The organism is Hymenobacter nivis (assembly GCF_006439025.1).
Taxonomy (GTDB): Bacteria; Bacteroidota; Bacteroidia; order Cytophagales; family Hymenobacteraceae; genus Hymenobacter; species Hymenobacter nivis_A.
This window is the reverse complement of sequence record NZ_RCYZ01000006.1, coordinates 1-16,427: the sequence shown is the minus strand read 5'-3', so window position 1 is coordinate 16,427 and position 16,427 is coordinate 1. Positions and strand designations below refer to the sequence as shown.

Annotated in this window: 11 protein-coding genes and 2 rRNA genes; 2 read left to right on the top strand and 11 right to left on the bottom strand. The window is 62.3% G+C overall.

The annotated features are described in order from the left end of the window. Positions 1–87: 87 nt before the first annotated feature. Positions 88–1,296 (bottom strand): class I SAM-dependent rRNA methyltransferase, encoded by a 1,209-nt coding sequence (locus tag EAH73_RS14510; protein ID WP_140467783.1) that lies wholly within the window; start codon positions 1,294–1,296, stop codon positions 88–90. Between the two features lie 19 nt (positions 1,297–1,315). After that, positions 1,316–1,756, bottom strand: coding sequence for an SRPBCC family protein (locus EAH73_RS14505; RefSeq protein WP_140467781.1), 441 nt, complete (start codon positions 1,754–1,756; stop codon positions 1,316–1,318). 80 nt (positions 1,757–1,836) lie between these two features. On the opposite strand from EAH73_RS14505, the gene EAH73_RS14500 reads away from it, so the two are divergent. Then, positions 1,837–2,910: an aminotransferase class I/II-fold pyridoxal phosphate-dependent enzyme gene (locus EAH73_RS14500; protein ID WP_140467779.1), complete on the top strand. Its 1,074-nt coding sequence runs from the start codon at positions 1,837–1,839 to the stop codon at positions 2,908–2,910. A 17-nt stretch (positions 2,911–2,927) separates the two neighbouring features. Here the strand turns inward: EAH73_RS14500 and EAH73_RS14495 are convergent, their stop codons facing one another. The 7 genes from EAH73_RS14495 to EAH73_RS14465 all read right to left on the bottom strand — a co-directional run bounded on the left by EAH73_RS14495 (position 2,928) and on the right by EAH73_RS14465 (position 11,202). Further along, a complete protein-coding gene (locus EAH73_RS14495; protein WP_140467777.1) occupies positions 2,928–4,049 on the bottom strand; it encodes a putative sensor domain DACNV-containing protein in 1,122 nt (373 codons plus the stop codon). A gap of 106 nt (positions 4,050–4,155) precedes the next feature. After that, positions 4,156–4,986 (bottom strand): hypothetical protein, encoded by an 831-nt coding sequence (locus EAH73_RS14490; RefSeq protein ID WP_140467775.1) that lies wholly within the window; start codon positions 4,984–4,986, stop codon positions 4,156–4,158. A gap of 66 nt (positions 4,987–5,052) precedes the next feature. Continuing rightward, positions 5,053–8,025 (bottom strand): DEAD/DEAH box helicase, encoded by a 2,973-nt coding sequence (locus tag EAH73_RS14485; protein ID WP_140467773.1) that lies wholly within the window; start codon positions 8,023–8,025, stop codon positions 5,053–5,055. Positions 8,026–8,155: 130 nt separating this feature from the next. Beyond that, complete coding sequence (locus tag EAH73_RS14480; RefSeq protein ID WP_140467771.1) at positions 8,156–9,385, bottom strand: ABC transporter permease; 1,230 nt, start codon at positions 9,383–9,385, stop codon at positions 8,156–8,158. A gap of 9 nt (positions 9,386–9,394) precedes the next feature. After that, positions 9,395–9,796 carry a hypothetical protein gene (locus EAH73_RS14475; protein ID WP_140467769.1) on the bottom strand — a complete coding sequence of 134 codons (402 nt, stop codon included), beginning with the start codon at positions 9,794–9,796 and terminating at the stop codon, positions 9,395–9,397. Positions 9,797–9,863: 67 nt separating this feature from the next. Beyond that, positions 9,864–10,673, bottom strand: a complete 810-nt coding sequence (locus EAH73_RS14470) for a class I SAM-dependent methyltransferase (RefSeq protein WP_140467767.1) — start codon at positions 10,671–10,673, stop codon at positions 9,864–9,866. Between the two features lie 94 nt (positions 10,674–10,767). Then, a complete protein-coding gene (locus tag EAH73_RS14465) occupies positions 10,768–11,202 on the bottom strand; it encodes a ribosome-binding factor A (protein WP_140467765.1) in 435 nt (144 codons plus the stop codon). Between the two features lie 147 nt (positions 11,203–11,349). Between EAH73_RS14465 and EAH73_RS14460 the strand changes: the two genes are divergently transcribed. Continuing rightward, positions 11,350–12,786: a hypothetical protein gene (locus EAH73_RS14460; protein WP_140467763.1), complete on the top strand. Its 1,437-nt coding sequence runs from the start codon at positions 11,350–11,352 to the stop codon at positions 12,784–12,786. Between the two features lie 408 nt (positions 12,787–13,194). Here the strand turns inward: EAH73_RS14460 and EAH73_RS14455 are convergent. Both EAH73_RS14455 and EAH73_RS14450 read right to left on the bottom strand, forming a co-directional pair. Beyond that, positions 13,195–15,905, bottom strand: a 23S ribosomal RNA gene (locus tag EAH73_RS14455). A 245-nt stretch (positions 15,906–16,150) separates the two neighbouring features. Further along, positions 16,151–16,427 (bottom strand): 16S ribosomal RNA (locus EAH73_RS14450); the annotation flags it as partial.

The following is a 16,427-nucleotide window of genomic DNA, read 5'->3' as shown; positions in this document are numbered from 1 at the left end:
AACCAGGGCCCTCTGCTCTCGCTGAGTGCGAAGAGCGAGGGCCCTGGGTTTTGTTGCGCGGCCCGCGGGTCGCTCCGTTTCATTCGGCTATTCTACGGCCAGCACCAGTCCTTTCAGGTACGCGCCTTCGGGGTGGAAGAGGCTCACGGGGTGGTCGGCGGGCTGGGTGAGGCGGTGCAGGATGCGGGCGGGGCGGCCGGCCTCAATGGCAGCGGCCAGCACAGCGCCCTCAAACAGCTCGGGGCTAACCACTTGCGAGCAGCTGAACGTGAAGAGCAACCCGCCCGGCGCCAGGTGCGCAATGCCCGAGGCGTTGAGGCGCTTGTAGCCCATGAGGGCGGCGTGCCGGGCCCCCATATGCTTGGCGAAAGCGGGCGGGTCGAGCACGAGCAGGTCGTACTCGGCGGGGTGGTTTTTGAGGAAGCCAAGCACGTCGTCGGCGTAGGCGGCGTGTCGGTCGGCGTGGGGCGCCAAGGCGGCGTTGCGCTCGGTGAGGGCAATGGCTTTCTTGCTCGAATCGACGGAGTGCACCACCTCAGCCCCGGCGGCCAGCGCGTACACCGAGAAGCCACCCGTGTAACAGAACGTGTTCAGCACGCGGCGGCCGGCGGCGTAGCGCGCCAGCAGGGCCCGGTTGTCGCGCTGGTCGATGAAAAAGCCAGTTTTTTGGCCCGTCTCCCAATCGATGGCAAACTGGTGGCCGTTCTCGGTCACGAGGTGCTCGGTGCCGGTGCTTTCGCCGAACAGGTAGCCGTTTTTCGCATCCGGCACGGCGTTGCCGGGCACGGTTTCGGCGCTTTTATCGAAGATGGCGCGCAGCTTATCGCCGAACACAACGCGCAGGGCATCAGCAATTTCGGGGCGAGCACGGTACATACCCACGCTGTGCGCCTGCACCACGGCCACGTCGCCGTACACGTCGATGATGAGGCCGGGCAGGCCGTCGCCCTCGGCGTGCACTAGGCGGAACACGTTGGTATCGGCCGCGCCGGTGAGGGCCAGGCGCTGGCGCAACTGGTAAGCATTGCCCAGCTTCCGCACCCAGAAATCGGGCGTCGGCAACTCAGCTTCGGCACCGAAATCGAGCATGCGCACGGCGATGGAGCCGCCGCCCGAAAAGTGGCCCACGCCCAGCAGCTCGCCGTCGGCAGCTTCCACGCGCACGGCGTCGCCTTCGCCCGCCTCGCCCTTGAGGCGGGCAATGGCCCCCGAGAAAACCCAGGGGTGGCGGCGGCGCAAGGAGTGGTCTTTTCCGTTTTTGAGGACGAGGGTGGCGGGCGAAGTCGGGTAGCTCATAGGCCCGCAAAGGTACGCCCTACCGGAACCAGCGCCGGTAAATGGGCTTGCGCCAGGCAAACTGCGCCCACATGGCCGGGTAAATCAGCACGTCCAGGGCCCTAAAAGCGGTGCGGTACTCCAGGTTGTCCACAATGATGCTGCCGCCCCGGGGCCCCGGCTCGATAAGGTGGCGATGCTTCCAGTAGCGCAGCGGCGGGGGCAGCCGCTGGCCCTCGTCCACGAAGTAGTGGGTGCCGTCGGGCCGCACGCCGTCGTCGGTGATGAGGGACGTCCAGGGCAGCTTTTTGATGCCCGTGTTCAGCTCAATTTCCACCACGTCGCCGGTGCGGCTGCCGTCGTAGCGCACCAGCTTCAGCTTCGGAAACGGCGGGGCCAGCGCCAAAAACAGCTCGCGGGTGAAGCCCGCCATTACCTGGGCAGGGCCCTGGCCCACAGCAGTACGAAGGATGACGCGCATACCCGGGCTTACGCCGGGGCTCAGGTTTGGTTGGCAGCCAGGGCCCCACCTAACTTGCCAGCCACCTTTGCCGCCGCGCCATGTTCGACACTGACCACTTGCCCGGCCGCACCCTGCGCACGGCCGCGGGCCGCGAGTACCTGTTTTGCAGCGGCACCGGCTACCTGGGCGTGGCCCGCAGCCCCGCCTTCGCCGCCCTGCTGGCCGAGGGGCTGGCCCGCTACGGCACCAACTATTCCAGCTCGCGCGGGTCGGGCATCCAGCTGCAAATCTTTGCCGAAGCCGAGGCGCACCTGGCCGCCTGGGCGGGCACGGCGGGGGCCCTCACGGTATCGTCGGGCTACCTGGCGGGGCAAATGGCAGTGGCTGCCCTGGCCGGCGCCGGCCGCTTCGAGTATGCGCCCGGCACCCACCCGGCGGCCTGGCTGGCGGGCCAGGCCGCGCCGGTGCCCCCGGGGCCCCACACCGCGTGGGCCGTGCACCTACTGGCCCGCCTGGCCGCCGAAGTGCCGGGCCCGGTGGTTATCGTCAGCAACTCGCTCGACCCGCTGCGGCTGGAACCCTACAATTTTGCCTGGGCCGCCCACCTGCCCTCCGACCGCCCCGTGACGCTGCTGCTCGACGACTCGCACGGCCTGGGCCTGACCGGGCGCGGCGGGGCCGGCATCGCCACGCGCCTGCCGCGGTTGCCGCCGCATGTGCGGCTGGTGGTGGTCAGCTCGTTGGGCAAGGCGCTGGGGGTGCCAGCCGGCGCGGTGCTGGCCGATGCGGCGTTCATTGCCCAGCTGCGGGGCTCTGCCTTTTTTGGGGCCAGCTCGCCGGCGGTGCCGGCCTACTTGTGGGCGTTTTTGGCGGCCGAAAAGGCGGGGCTGTACGCCGAGGCGCGGCAGCGGCTGGGGGCCCGGGTGGCGCAGTTTGCCGCCGCCGTGGGGCCCCTGGGCTTGTTTCGCCACCAGCCAGGCTTCCCGGTATTCTACACCGAGGCCAACGCACTAGCCCCTTTTTTGGAAGCGCGCAGCATCGTGGTTTCCAGCTTTGCCTACCCTACCCCGGCCGATGCCTGCATTACCCGCGTGGTCCTCAACGCCCTGCACACCCCGGCCGACGTGGCGCAGGTGGCCGCCGCCTGCCAGGCTTTTGCCGCGGCGCGCTAGGGGCCCAGCGGGCCGGCTCACAGCAGCAGCACGTCGATGCGGTGGGCGTGCACCTGCTGGAGGCCTTCAGACCACACGAACACGGTGAAGTTGCCGTCCTGGGAGGCCACCAGCGCCAAGGCGTCGCGCTGGTCGTGCACAAACTGGGCGGCGGCCAGGTGGCGCGTGCCGCCGTTCTGGGCCGGGTGGGTGCGCAGGGCGGTGCTGCCCAGCACGGGCTCGGTCACGATGAGGTGCTCGACGGGCCGGCTGTGGGCGGCGCGCGTCACCTTGGCACCGAAGGCCAGCAATTCGTAGTCCTGGCTGATGACGGTGGCCCCATCGACGGCCGTGAAGCCGCCCACGATTTCGATGGCCCGCAGCGTGGCCTCGGGGCCCTCGGGGCCGGCCTGGGCCAGCGCGGCCGTAATGCCCGGGTAGGCCGGCAGCACCGGGTAGCTCAAGGGCTGCACCACCGAGCCTTCCCAGCGCGCCGAGCCGGGCGGCACCACCAGCACCAGGCCGCCGCGGCCGTGGGCCCGCATGGCCGAAGCCAGCTCCACCAGCACGTCGATGGTGGTGGCGCCCACCGGGGCCGGGATGCTGGGCAGCGACGCCCGCAGCTCCGGGTACTCGTCCAAGCCCAGGTTTTCTTCGTCCACGATGCGCACCTGGTCGCCGCTCAGCACGGCCACGTTCACAAACTTGCCGAAACCGTCGGCCCGGCGGTGCTTCACCACCAGCAGGCCCGGCTCCACCACTTCCACCACGAAGCACACCGGCGGGATGCGCGTGGCGGCCCCCCACAGGTACAGGCCGTCGTCGTCGTGCCACACGCCCAAGTGCACGCCAGGATGCTCCACGGCCGGGGCCAACTTAATGAGAGCCTGGGGCGTAAGCCGCGGCCGGTGCCCAAACACCAGGGGCCCCGCAGCGTCGGTAGGAGGCAGCAGCGCCAGCGAGATGCGCGGCGGCCGGCCCTCTTCGCGCCGCAGGCTGGCCCAGAACGCCACGTCAATCACCACCTCCATGAGGCCAGCTGGCGGCACCTCGCCTAGCTCGGCCCCCAGCTGGCGGGCCGCCGCCAGGTGCTGCAAAAAGTGGTTTTCGAGGGCGGGGGCCACCATGCGGGCGGCCAGGTAAGTGGGTTCGGAAAGCATATCGGTTGAGGGGGCCAGTGGGACCCCAGGAGGCATAGCAACCGCGGGGGCGAGCCCGGGGTTTGAGTGGTTCTAGTAGGGCGGGCCAGCGGCGTTACTGTTCATCTCACCAACCCGTTGCCGGGGCCCCGGGGGCAGCGGCTTTTAGCTCGAACTGCGACAGGCGTCCGCCGTCGTAACGGCTGCCCCAAAAGATGAGGCGACCATTTTCGAAGCGCGCCGCCAGGGCCCCACCCGTTGGCGCGTACTCGCCCGTCAGGCGGTCAGTAACGTAAAAAAGCGGGGCGTAGCTGCTGATGTCGTACGCGGACGCCGAAGGCAGCGCCTGGCACGCCACGCACTCCACCTTCCAGATGCCCGCCGCTTGGTTGCCGGTGGCGTCGTCCTCAATGTTGCTGTGGTAGTCAAACGTACCGTTCGCGCGCAGTGTCAGCTCGGCGTAGGGCGTGGGTCGCCGGCGGCCTTCTACGCCCTGGCTGTACGGCTGGCCCGCCACCAGCACGGTGGTATCGGGCAAAGGCCAGTTGGCTTTCGAAAGGCGGTGCACCAATTTTGGGTAGGGCTTGCTTCGCAGCAGGGTATCAGCCAAGAAGTAACGGCCCGGAGCCCGGCTTTGCAGGGCAACTTTCTGGGTTTGCAAAGCCCCCCACCGCTGCCCTTCTTGGTCGCTTTGGTAAAGGTATTGCCCCCCTTTTCCCGCCGCCAATAGGCCCACCAACGCAACAGGCAGCAGCAACCTCACCGCTTCCAGCCGCTGCGCCCACGGCAGGGGCCCCGGGGCGGCCCGCAAGTTGCGCCACCCCCGCAGCCCGTCCCGCGCCAGCACCCACAGCACCGCGGCAGCGCCAAGCACGCCAAGCCCCACGACGATCATCAGACCAATCATGAACGCCTGAAAAAAGGCCGAATCAACGAACTCTAGCAGGAACGGACGCACGAAGCAGGGATTATGATGGCTCAAGGCAACTCCTGGAGGGCCCCAGCAATTGCCAGGGCCCCCACCCTACCCCAGCAGCTCCTCGATATCGGCCCGCGTCAAAGTTTTGATAACCGCTTCGTCAGTAGCTATCAACTCGCTGACCAGGTTGAGCTTGCGCTGTTGCAGGGCCAGGATTTTTTCCTCCACCGTGTGCTGGGTAATGAACTTGTACACGAACACCGGCCGCTGCTGGCCGATGCGGTGGGCCCGGTCCACGGCCTGGGCCTCCACCGCTGGGTTCCACCACGGGTCGAGCAGGAACACGTAGTCGGCGGCGGTAAGGTTAAGGCCCACGCCGCCAGCTTTCAGGCTGATGAGGAAGATTTGCAGCGCGTCGTTTTCTTGGAAGCGGGCCACCTCGGCGGCCCGGTCGCGGGTGTTGCCGTCGAGGTAAGCGTAGGGCAGCTGGCGCTCGTCGAGGGCGGCGCGCACCAGGGCTAGGTGTTGAACAAACTGACTAAACACCAGCACTTTATGCCCTTCGGCCACCACGTTGCGCACCATGCGCAGCACCTCGCGCAGCTTGCCCGACTCGTGGGTGTAGGTGGGGTCGGCGAGGTGCGGGTGGTTGGCCATCTGGCGTAGGCGCGTGAGGCCCTGGAGCAGCAGGAACTGCGTGCTGGCGGGCCCGTGCTCGTCGAGGTTTTGCAGGATTTTGTTGCGGTAGAAGCTCTTGGTTTCCTCGTAGGCCTGGGCCTGCTCGGGCGTCATGTCGCAGTAGCTGAGCTGCTCAGTTTTTGCCGGCAACTCTTTGGCTACTTGCTCCTTGTGGCGGCGCAGGATAAACGGCTTGATGAGCGCGTGCAGGCGGCGCGTGCGGCCCTCGTCGCGGTGCTGCTCGATGGGCTTGAGAAATTCCTTGCGGAAAAACGCCTGCGTACCCAGCAACCCGGGGTTGATGAACGACATCTGGGACCATAAGTCCATCGTGCTGTTCTCCACCGGCGTGCCCGTGAGGATGAGCCGGTGCTTGGAGTGCAGCTGCCGTACGGCCTGCGAGGTGGTACTCGACGGGTTTTTGATGGCCTGCGACTCGTCCAGAATCACGTAGTCGAACTTGTAGCTGGCCAGCAGCTCGGCGTCCAGCCGCACGATGCCGTAGCTGGTCAGCACCACGTCATAATCGGCAAACTGGGCCACGTCCTTGTTGCGGTAGGTACCCGTGTACACGAGCAGCCGCAGGCCAGGCGTAAATTTCTGCGCTTCGTTCAACCAGTTGTACACCAGCGAGGTAGGCAGTGCCAGCAGCGATGCCGCGCCCTGCGCTGCCCCGCTCTCTGCCCGCTGCTGGAGCATGGCCAGCGTCTGCACCGTCTTGCCCAGCCCCATGTCGTCGGCCAGGCAGCCGCCAAAATGGTAGTCCTGCACGAAGCGCAGCCAGTTGTAGCCGGCCTTTTGGTAGGAGCGCAGCTCGCCGCGAAAGCCCACGGGCAGCGGGTGGTCCTCCACCTCGGCAAAGTCGCGCAGCTTTTCCAGCTTGCGGCCCAGCGTCACGGTGGCCAGCTCGTTGCTCTGCAAATCGGCCACGAGGGCGAGGTGGTGGCGGCGCAGCGACAGGGTTTCGTCCTGCTCCTCGGCAAAGGCAAATAGCTCCAGGTAGTCGGTAAACCAGGCTTCGGGGATGATGGCCACCTGGCCGTTGGGCAGCCGGAACTCGCGCCGGCGCTGCAAAATGTGCCCCCGCAGCCGAATGAACGGCACCGCAATATCACCGAAGTACACCGTGCCCCGCACGTCGAACCAGTCGCCGGCTTCCTGAATGCCCAGCTCGACGCGCACAGGCCCCAAAAAGTAGGGCTGGCTGGCCCCGGCGGCGGGCTCCACGGCAAAGCCCTCGGCCACCAGTGCCTCCGCGTTGTCGTGCAGCCACTGGAAGGCAGTGGCCCGGTCAAGTTCTGCGCGGCCGTCGGGCAGGGCCAAGCCGCGGGCGGCCAGGGCGGCCAGGGCGGCGCGCTCTTCGTCGGCGCTGCGCAGCAAGCGGTGGAAGGTATAGCTGTCGGCAGTTTGCTCCAGGCGCACACTCACGCGCTTGCCGGGGTCGAAGGGCACCTGGGCATCGCCGTAGCGGAAGCCCAGGTGGAAGTACAGGCGGTCGGTGCTGGGCGCGGCGGCGGGCTTGGGCTGGGGCACGCGGCCGCGGCGTGGGGGCCCCGGGGGCCGTTCGGGCACCTCGGGCAGGGCCCCGGCGGGCGGCACGTCGCTGAAAGTAAGGCGCGGCTGGGCCCGGTAGCGGTCCGTGACGACGGCGAAGCCCACGCCGCGGGCGTGCACATCAAACGCTTCCATGAGCGGGGCCACAAACTTCTGGAAATAACTGGCCTCCACCTGCCGGGGCACCACAATGAACTTCTTGTTGAGGAACGGCTGGAGCTTGCGGCCGTCCACGTCGTTGTGGAACGAGTAGATGATGCCATCCAGCAGCAACCAGGCCGGCTGCTGGCATACCAGTAGGGCCCCCTTGTACTGGAAGTCCAGCTTCTGGTTTTGGTACTGGATGGTAGGGAAGTAGTGCGTGCCATCGTCGTTGCGCCGGAAGTGGAACAGCACCGAGGCCGGCACCGGGGCCAGCGCAATTTCGCGCCAGGTGGGCTCGCCGTCGCGCCCCATGATGAACACTTGCTTGCCGTGCAGGCGGGCCAGCACGGCGGCCATGCGCGTTTGCACATAGCGCGCCACGGCGTCTTGCAGCGGCTTGTCGCCCTTGTCGGGATTGTACGTTTTCAGAAAAAAGTCGGCCGCCGCGATCTTGCGGGGCCAGAATTCCTTGATGACTGCTTCTTGCTGAAGCTGGTCGCAGAGCTCAATCAGCTCAAAATCAACCGCATCAAGGCCACAGGCAAACTCGGGCGCATTGCGGGCCGAGGCCGTTTGGTGCAGCAGCGTAAGTTGGCCCTTGGGCCCGCGCTGCACCAAGTAGGCCGCAAATAAGTGGCCCAGGAACTCGTGCTCGAAGAGCGAGTAAACAATCTGAAAAGGTTCGGTAGACGATACTTTCATAGGCGGCCACGGGAGGGCGCAAGTTAGGGCCCCGCGTGGGTTCGCACCGCATATTTTTTGGACTTTATCGCGCCGAAAAATGGATTAGGGCCCTATTGCGGAGCTTGCGAGGCCTTACGGCCGGCCCGGCCTACAGGTTATCGCGCAATACCAGGCGGCCGGCGTTCAGGGCGGGCCGGATGCTCACGGCCAGCGTGATAAGCACAATGGCCAAGCTCGTGAGTAGAATATCGGACAGCTTCATCTTCACCGGGTACGCATCGACGATGCTCGTGGCCATGCCCATGCTTACCAGCCCAAACCGCTGCTGGGCCCAGCAAATGCCTACACCCAAAACAAGCCCCACCACCGCGCCCACCAGCGCCACAATGGCCCCCACGCCCAGGAAGGTTTTGCGCACAATCTCCTCCGTTGCGCCCATCGCCATCAGCACGGCAATGTCCTTTTTCTTGTCAATGACCAGCATCGAGAGCGAAAAGAAGATGTTGAGCGAGGCAATGAGCAGGATGAAGGCGAAGGTGATGAACACGAACAGCTTCTCAATTTTGATGGCCTTGAGCAGGCTCACGTGCTGCTCGTCGGAGTCGAGCACCGTAAACTGGGGCCCCAGCTTGTCGCGCAGCTCCTGCTTCACGGTCTCAACCTTAAAGCTGTCGCCCACCTTCACGTAGAGGCCCGTGCGGCGGCTGCCGTAGCCCAGCAGGCGCTGGGCAAAGCGCAGGGGCACAAACACGTAGCTGTCGTCCATGTGCTGCTCGATGAGGAACACGCCCCCGGCCTGCAGGTTCTCCTCGTTGAAGGCCTTGCTGGGGTCCATGCTCAGGGTTTTGCCGGCGGTGTTGCGCGGGTAGAGCATGCGCATGGGCGTGAGGCCGTTTTTGAGCGTCACGCTGAGCTCGTGCTGCACGCCGGCCCCGATGAGGGCAAAGTCGATGCTGTCGTGGTAGAGGCGGTGGTCGCCCTCGCGGATGCTGGCGTCGATGCCGCTCTGGCCGAAGTAGTTTTCGCTCAGGCCGCGCATCTTCACCACCATCCGGCGGTCGTGGTATTGCAGCAGGGCGTTGTCCTCAATTACCTGCGTGAGCAGGGCCACGCCGGGCGTGGCCTGGATGCGCTGCAGCAGCGGCGCATTGACGACAAAGGACTTGCCCTTGGTGGCCGTGATGACAAGGTTGGGGTCGGATTTGCCGTAGAGGGTGCGCACCAAGTCTTCGAGCCCGTTGAAGACCGAGAGCACGATGATGAGCGACATGGTGCCCACCGCCACCCCAATCATCGAAATGTTGGAGATGATGGAGATGATGTTGCGCTTTTTCTTCGAGGAAAAGTAGCGCCGGGCAATGAGGAAGGGAACGTTCACGGAGTCGGATTAGCCGGCTTTGCGGAGAAAGCCGTCCATGAAGTCCTCCAAGCGCTTGAGGCGGGTTTCGTGCTGTTTTAACACGACATCAGACAATTCTTTGATGTCTTTCTTCATGCCCCGGATTTCATCTAAAAAAATGATATTGAATTGGTCCTGGCGCTCGTTGAATTTCTCCTGGCGCTCATTGAACTTCTCCTGGCGGTCCGTCCATTCCAGCAGGCGCTGGTTGAATACGCTTTGCTGCTGCTGAAACTTCTGGTTGTCTTGCCGGGCACTGCGCTGCTCTTGCACCACTTGCAGCAATAGCTCGTTGGTCGTAGCGGCCCGCGCCTCCTGCTGCTCCGTCCGGTTCAACAGCGCATCCATAAAAATCTGAAAGTTGCTGGGGTCCATCAAGCGGGGCGGCAAACGGTGGTCGGAACGAAACGAAAGCAAGATACGGGCTTTTGCCCACGGCGGCGAGGGCCCCGGGGCCCTATTTCCAGGCTTTCACAATCAGGCCTGTGCCCGAATCGTGGGCCGAGCGGGCGTCGAGCCAGTTCAGCACCAGGCAAAAGGGAAACACGACGGCGTAGTAGAACGGCAGCAGCACGAAAAACAGCCGCGACTTGCCCAGCATCAGGATGGGGTACTTCATGCTCAGGCGCCACGATACCTGGCCGGGCTCGCCGTAACTGTAGCGGGCCTCGATGCGCTCGAAGCCAGCCGTGCGCAACTTCTGCTGGATTTCGTGGATGTTGTAGCCGTCGCGCACGTGCTCCTCGATGAAGCTGGTTTCGGCGTCGTCGTGCACGTCGGAGCCGCCTTGGTCACTGGGCGTGGAGATGAGCAGCATCCCGCCGTCCTTCAGCGAGGCGTGGATGTTGCGGAACACCTCCACATCCTCCACAATGTGCTCCATCACGTCCACGGACAGGGCCAGGTCGAAGCTATTAGGCTCTTGGTACAGCACCAAGTCTTGCACGGCAAACTGCACGTTGGGTCGCCCAATCTGGCGAAAAAAGCGGTTCGAGTCGGCGACCTGCTCCTCCTTAACATCCACGGCTAAGATGTGCCAGGCCCGGCCCAGGCCACTCAGCCAGTAGCTGTACTGGCCATAGCCGGCCCCCGCGTCGAGGATGTTCAGCGGCTCTTGGGTGCGGCCCCGGGCCCACTGGCGCAGCTCGCGGTGCACGTGCCAGGTGCGTAGCAGCAGCAAATCGAGCAAGTGGTAAAACAACCGGCGCAGGCCCGGGGTGCGGTTGAACACCTCGCCGAGCGTCTTCTTAATCGGGTCGTAGTACAAGGACGGTGAATGAGCGAATGAGTGAATGAGTGAATGGTCAAACGCGTAAACGAGCGCAGGCCGCAGGGGGCCCTCCGCTCGTTTACGCATTCACTCATTCACCTTTGAACAGGCGCGGGCGTGGCGCGGGCAACTCGCCGGGGCCCTCCCCGGCGTCGGGAGCCGCCGGCGGGGCGGGCGGGATGTGCAACTGGCCAAGCACGCCGTCCATGTGCGCGGCGTAAGCGGCGCTGTCGTCGTGGAAGAAGGTGAGCTCGGGCACCACGCGGGCCGTTTTGCGGATGCGCTTGGCCAGGGCCTGGCGAATCTCCTTGGCACTGTCGCGCACCAAGGCTAGGCGGGCATCGGCGTCGTTGCCCAGCAGCAGGCTCAGGTACACCCGGGCCTGGCCCAAGTCGGGCGTCATCTTCACTAGGCTGATGCTTGGGGCCAGCCCGCCACCGAACAAGTGCGGCAGGTCGCGCTGCAACACGGAGGCCAGTTCCTGCTGGAGCAGGCTGGCCATTTTTTGCTGTCGTTTGCTTTCCATATAGTTTGCAAAGGTACGCCCGCGGGAAGCCAGCCCGAACGCCGTTGCGCAACGAAGCTGTAACCCCTGGCCGCAACCAGTGGGGGCCCCACCGGGTGGCGAATACCTTTGTCGGAACAATTCCACTCTTCTTTTTCACTTTTCGCCGTGCTGCGCTTTTTCCGGGGCTCGTTGCCCGCCCAACTGCTGGGACTGCTGGCCCTGCTGCTGGCCCTGCGTCTGCCCTTGCTGGCCCTGCAAGGCCTGCCCCTCACCGGCGGCGAGCTAGGGGCCCTGTTGGTGGGCGAGCGGGTGCACGGCGGGGCCCTGCCCTACCGCGACCTATACGACGGTACGGCGCCGCTGGTATCGTATTTATTCGGCGGACTCGATTGGTTAGGCACCCGGCCGGTATTCCTATACCGGGCCCTGGCGCTGGTCATGCTGCTGCTACAAGCCCTGCGCCTCAACTTCGTGCTCGACCGAGCCGACGCCTTTCCTGACCGCGGCTACTTGGTGGCCCTCGTGTACTTGGTGGTAAGCTGCATCAGCACCGACCTCGATGCACTATCACCGCTGTTAGTAGGGCACACCTTTGTAGTGTTCGCTCTCAGCGCCCTTATCCCGACCTCACGCGAGGGCTATGACAACCGCCGCCTATTCCGAGCCGGTTTTTTGGTGGGGTTAGCCGGCTTGTGCTACCTGCCGCTGGTATTATTTGCGGGCGTGGGGCTGTTTGCCGTTATCATCTTTGCGGCCAACGCGTTTCGCAGCTTTTTGCTATTGCTGTGCGGGTTACTGTTTCCCTACGCAGTGGTGGCCACGTATTTTCTTTATGCCGGGGCCCTGCCCAACTTTGTGCAGTTTCACCTCGAACCGGGCTGGCACAGCTTCCGCGCTGGGGCCCCCAGCGGATTGCCGTTGGCTTTGCAATTGCGGCTGCTGGCCCTGCCAGCAGCGGTGCTGCTACTCGCCGTACTGCGGGGGCTGGGCGCACCACTAGGCCCCGTTTTTCAGGCCAAATTCCGGCAGCTAATGGTAGCTTGGCTGCTAACCGCGCTGCTAATATTGGCGGGCGGCGGGGGTACTGCCCCCGGGGCCTTGGTACTGCTCTTACCGCCGTTGGCGTACTTCAGCCTATTCCTATGGCAAGCCGGCCGGCCAGCCTGGGCCCCTGAAGTGACTTTCCTAGTGCTCTTGGCTGCCGTGGCGGTAGTACGATACCGGTCCCTGGTGCCCGGCCTCGAAACCGTATTACGCTTGCCTGCCGAAAGCAGCTTCGCCCTCCGCCCCGATCCGGCTTTATCCGACTTGCGTAACCACCGCGTACTCGTACTGGGCCCCGACCGCCGCGCCTACCTCACCAACACTTCAGCCACACCTTACCTCAACTGGAATTTAGCTCTGCGCGATTTCGGCCATCTCGACCAGTATGCTGCTGTAGTCCGCATTGGCCGGCAAGTAGGAGCTAGACCACCCGCTTACATAGTAGACCAAAGTCATCTATTTCCACAGCTACGACACTTGTTACCCAGCGTATTTGGCACTTATGTATCCACCACCGGATCACCAAACCTGTACCGGCACACGGGTGCTCATGAGTAATTGTGGCCTACAATAAGGGGGCCTTGCTCGTAAAAGAATAAGGCTTAGATGTATAAGGCAGCCAATCTGGATGGCCAAATAGCAATCCCAAGCACGCTTTCACCTAGTAACAATAGTTACATTTAAGCATGCCTTGCTAAAGCCCGTATAGAATTGAATTAGGGTCGCCCACTACGATTTGTATTTGCACCGACTCATACAACAAACCACTATCAGTTAATCAAGCACTCTCGCTCAAGTAGTGAGAAGCACACAAATTCATAAATACTCACGCTACAATATTTATTAGAGTCGTTACCTTCTTTCATGGGCGTCTGGTGACATGAATTACAGGTTAAAACAAAAGTCCCCTGCCCAGTGCTGATTAAAGCAATTGGACAGGGGACTTACAATAAAGTTGGCGGCGACCGAGCGAAGCCCTCGGGCCATTAGTACGGCTCGGCTATTCCATTTCTGGTTTTTCACCTGCCGCCTATCCACGTGGTCGTCTCCCACGGCCCTTCCAATTGGGATATCTCATCTCCAGGTGAGTTTCGCACTTAGATGCTTTCAGCGCTTATCTCCTCCCAGCGTAGCTACCCGGCGCTGCACCTGGCGGTACAACCGGCGCACCAGCGGCTGGTCCATCCCGGTCCTCTCGTACTAAGGACAGGTCCTGTCAAATATCCAACGCCCACCACAGATAGGGACCGAACTGTCTCACGACGTTCTGAACCCAGCTCGCGTGCCACTTTAATCGGCGAACAGCCGAACCCTTGGGACCTTCTCCAGCCCCAGGACGTGACGAGCCGACATCGAGGTGCCAAACCTCCCCGTCGATATGAGCTCTTGGGGGAGATCAGCCTGTTATCCCCGGCGTACCTTTTATCCTTTGAGCGATGGCCCTTCCATGCGGAACCACCGGATCACTATATCCGTCTTTCGACCCTGTTCGACTTGTGGGTCTCGCAGTCAAGCCCGCTTCTGCTATTGCGCTCTGCGTCCGGTTACCAAGCGGACTGAGCGGACCTTTGAAAGCCTCCGATACTCTTTTGGAGGCGACCACCCCAGTCAAACTACCCAGCAGCCACTGTCTCCGCACTGCGGATTAGGCATCAGGCACGGCAAGGGCGGTATTTCAACGGTGGCTCCCCGAGAACTAGCGTCCCCGGCTCAGCGCCTCCCGCCTATGCTACACATGCCGAACCCAACACCAATGGCAACCTATAGTAAAGGTGCACGGGGTCTTTCCGTCCCGTGGCGGGTACTCGGCATCTTCACCGAGACTACAATTTCACCGAGCTCACGGCTGAGACAGCGCCCAGATCGTTACACCATTCGTGCAGGTCGGAACTTACCCGACAAGGAATTTCGCTACCTTAGGACCGTTATAGTTACGGCCGCCGTTTACCGGGGCTTCGATTCAAACCTTCGCCTTGCGACTAAGTTCCCCTCTTAACCTTCCGGCACCGGGCAGGTGTCAGGCCATATACGTCCGCTTGCGCGTTGGCATAGCCATGTGTTTTTGTTAAACAGTCGCCTGGGCCTTTTCACTGCGGCTTCTCGTCTTGCAACGAGGAAGCGACCCTTCTCCCGAAGTTACAGGTCCATTTTGCCGAGTTCCTTGGCCGTGATTCACTCGAGCGCCTCAGGATACTCTCCTTGACCACCTGTGTCGGTTTGCGGTACGGGTGATGAATCAATTAAAACGCTTAGCAGGTTTTCTTGGCAGTCGGATTAGGCACACTATCCGCGTGGCCCGAAGGCCGTGCGGTACTATCAGGTTTCGGCTAGGTCCGCGTACTTAACTACGGTCCCAATACCTACGCCCTTCAACGGGCACTTCCGTCCGCCCGCGGTGCTTTCACTTCTGCGTCACTGCATCACTTCAATTCATCAGTGCTGGACTATTAACCAGCTGGCCATCGAATACACCTCTCGGCTTTTCCTTAGGTCCCGACTAACCCAGCTCCGATTAGCGTTGAGCTGGAAACCTTGGTCTATCGGCGTGGGGGTTTCGCACCCCCATTATCGTTACTCATGCCTACATATGCGTTTCTCCACGCTCCACCACACCTGACGATGCGGCTTCTCCGCAAGAAGAATGCTCCCCTACCACGCAACCGTTTTGCAGGTCGCATCCAAAGCTTCGGTACTAGATTTGATGCCCGCGTATTATCGACGCCCGATCGCTCGACCAGTGAGCTGTTACGCACTCTTTAAAGGAATGGCTGCTTCCAAGCCAACCTCCTGGCTGTCAAAGCAATCGGACCTCCTTTGTTCAACTTAATCTAGATTTAGGGACCTTAGCTGTTGGTCTGGGTTCTTTCCCTCTCGGCCGGGGACCTTAGCACCCCAGGCCTCACTGCCGGCTATACGTGCTGGCATTCGGAGTTCGTCAGGATTCGGTAGGCTCTGACACCCCCTAGTCCTATCGGTAGCTCTACCTCCAACACGCTCTACGCCGACGCTGTACCTCAATACATTTCGGGGAGTACGAGCTATTTCTCAGTTTGATTGGCCTTTCACCCCTACCCACAACTCATCCAAATCCTTTTCAACGGAAACTGGTTCGGACCTCCAGTGCGTGTTACCGCACCTTCATCCTGGTCATGGGTAGCTCACCAAGTTTCGCGTCTACCCCCCCCGACTACGCGCCCTGTTCAGACTCGCTTTCGCTGCGGCTCCGTGGCTTCAACCACTTAACCTTGCCGGGGAGGAGTAACTCGTAGGCTCATTATGCAAAAGGCACGCCATCAGGCCACTAAAGCCCTCTGACTGCTTGTAAGCACACGGTTTCAGGTTCTTTTCACTCCGGTATTCCCGGTTCTTTTCACCTTCCTACAACCCCACAGCGGCCGTAACCGCCGTGGTTTGGGCTCCTCCCCGTTCGCTCGCCACTACTTGGGGAATCATTGTTATTTTCTTTTCCTGCAGGTACTTAGATGTTTCAGTTCCCTGCGTTTGCCGCCGCTGGACTAGCCAGTCGGCTCACGACTCTTCCAGTCGCGGGGTTGCCCCATTCGGAAACGCTCGGATCAACGGGTATGTGCCCCTCCCCAAGCCTTATCGCAGCTTATCGCGTCCTTCTTCGCCTCTGAGACCCTAGGCATCCCCCGTGTGCTCTTGCTTACTTCTTACTTGCGCTTCGTCCTACTAAAAGCAGGAACGAAGTGCTTAACTATTATAAAATAGCTGAGCCCGCTTTTTACTTCTCTTTTTTGGTTACCCTTACGTCAAAGAACGTTTGCCACACTGTTTGTGGCAACTGAGAATTAATGGCTATAACCTTTAATTCTTTAAATTATTTGAATGAGGAAACAGACACATTGTAATTATTATTGAAACGAGTTGGCTGGCCCCATCGGGGGCGAAGCGGCTCCAGAAAGGAGGTGATCCAGCCGCACCTTCCGGTACGGCTACCTTGTTACGACTTAGCCCTAGTTACCTGTTCTACCCTAACCGGCTTCGTTGCGGAGCACCGGCTTCAGGTCTACCAAACTTCCATGGCTTGACGGGCGGTGTGTACAAGGCCCGGGAACGTATTCACCGCGCCATTGCTGATGCGCGATTACTAGTGATTCCAGCTTCACGGAGTCGAGTTGCAGACTCCGATCCGAACTGAGAACGGCTTTTCGGGATTGGCGCACCATCGCTGGTTG